We start from the raw sequence: 1,617 nt of genomic DNA on the forward strand, positions 1-1,617 counted from the left end.
GTTCTGTCTAGCAGAATGGTATTCCTATTGACAGAACGAGATAACATTTGCTTGAAATCGAAGTGAAGGCCTGTGTCGGGCCTCGTCTTGGCAGGGCACCTGGAGGAGAGGTGTCGTGATTTGGAGGAAATCCCCATGCTGAACAGACGCAAATTCCTGACGAGCACGGCAGCCGTCGGCGCCGCTGGTTTCACCGCGCTGCATTTTACCCCCGCCTTGGCGCAGGACGTGCCGCAGATCCAGATTTTTGTTCCGGCGGCGCCCGGTGGCGGCTGGGACCAGACGGCGCGCACGATCGACCAGGTGCTGCGCTCCGAGAAGCTCATATCCGGCTCGCAGATCACCAATGTCGGCGGCGCCGGTGGCACGGTCGGCCTGCCGCAATTCGTTAATCAGTGGAAAGGCAAGGGCAATTCGCTGATGGTCGCCGGCATGGTCATGGTTGGCGCCATCATCGCCAACAAGGCAGCCAACAATCTTACCGAGGTGACACCGATCGCTCGCCTTACGGGTGAGTTCGAGGCGCTGGTGGTGCCTGCGGAATCGCCGTTCAAGACGACCGGCGATTTCGTCGCCGCGCTGAAAGCCGATCCGACCAAGGTTCCGGTTGCCGGCGGCTCGGCAGGCGGTTCCGACCACATCCTGTTCGGCCTGATCGCCAAGACGGCCGGCGTGCCGGCGGCGAACCTCTCCTATGTGCCGTTCGCCGGTGGCGGCGAGGCGCTGTCGGCGCTGCTCGGCAACCAGGTCGCGGCCGGCATTTCCGGCTACGGCGAATTCTCCGAGCAGATCAAGGCCGGCGCGCTCCGGCTGCTCGCCATCTCGGCCGACAAGCGCCAGGACGGCATCGATGCGCCGACGCTGAAGGAGGCCGGTTTCGATGTCGAGCTGTTCAACTGGCGCGGCGTCTTCGCGCCGCCCGGCGTGTCCGACGACGACAAGGCGGCGATGATCAAGCTGATCGAGACCATGGCCAAGAGCGACGCCTGGGCGACAGAGTGCAAGAACCGCAACTGGACGCCGATCCTGCTCACTGGCGACGACTACGCCAAGTTCGTCACCGAGGACACCGCCCGCATCGGCGCCATTTTGAAGGATCTCGGTCTCGCCTGAGGCGTCCACCGGATCACGGAGGCGGCACCGCCTCCGTGACAGCATGCAAGCAGGAAATGGACTGCGGCGATGCCGGCAGCCGCGTGCCGGCCATCCGGCGAGGAGATCATGAGCACCAGCGACCATCAGGCGTCACCGCCGGGTCTTGCCTTACCTGAATTACTGATCGGCGTCGGGCTTCTCGCCTGCGCCGGCGCCGTCGCCTGGCAGACGCTGGCGATCCCGGTCTCGCCGCTCTACTCCAAGGTCGGCCCGACGGTCTTCCCCTATATCACCATGGCCGGGATGATCTTGCTGTCGCTGCTGCTCATCCTCGCCGCCATTCGCGGCGGCTGGCAGCCGGAGGAGGAAAAGGAAACGCCGACCGATTGGAAGGCGATGGGCCTCGTGGCGGCGGGTCTCGTTGCCAACCTCGTGCTCATCCAGCCGCTCGGCTTCACCGCGGCCTCGGTCATCATGTTCGTGCTGGTCTGTTTCGGCTTCGGCAGCCGGCACCCGCTGCGT

Annotated in this window: 2 protein-coding genes; both read left to right on the top strand. The window is 64.7% G+C overall.

What is annotated here, in order from left to right; all coding sequences use genetic code 11:
* The first annotated feature begins 135 nt into the window (after nt 1-135).
* Nucleotides 136-1,113, top strand: a complete 978-nt coding sequence (locus tag EOA27_RS35700; protein WP_126081215.1) for a tripartite tricarboxylate transporter substrate-binding protein — start codon at nt 136-138, stop codon at nt 1,111-1,113.
* Nucleotides 1,114-1,221: 108 nt separating this feature from the next.
* Nucleotides 1,222-1,617: tripartite tricarboxylate transporter TctB family protein (locus tag EOA27_RS35705; RefSeq protein WP_145970805.1), on the top strand; the 396-nt coding region annotated here is incomplete at its 3' end.

The sequence above is a fragment of the Mesorhizobium sp. M2A.F.Ca.ET.037.01.1.1 genome, assembly GCF_003998075.1.
Taxonomy (GTDB): Bacteria; Pseudomonadota; Alphaproteobacteria; order Rhizobiales; family Rhizobiaceae; genus Mesorhizobium.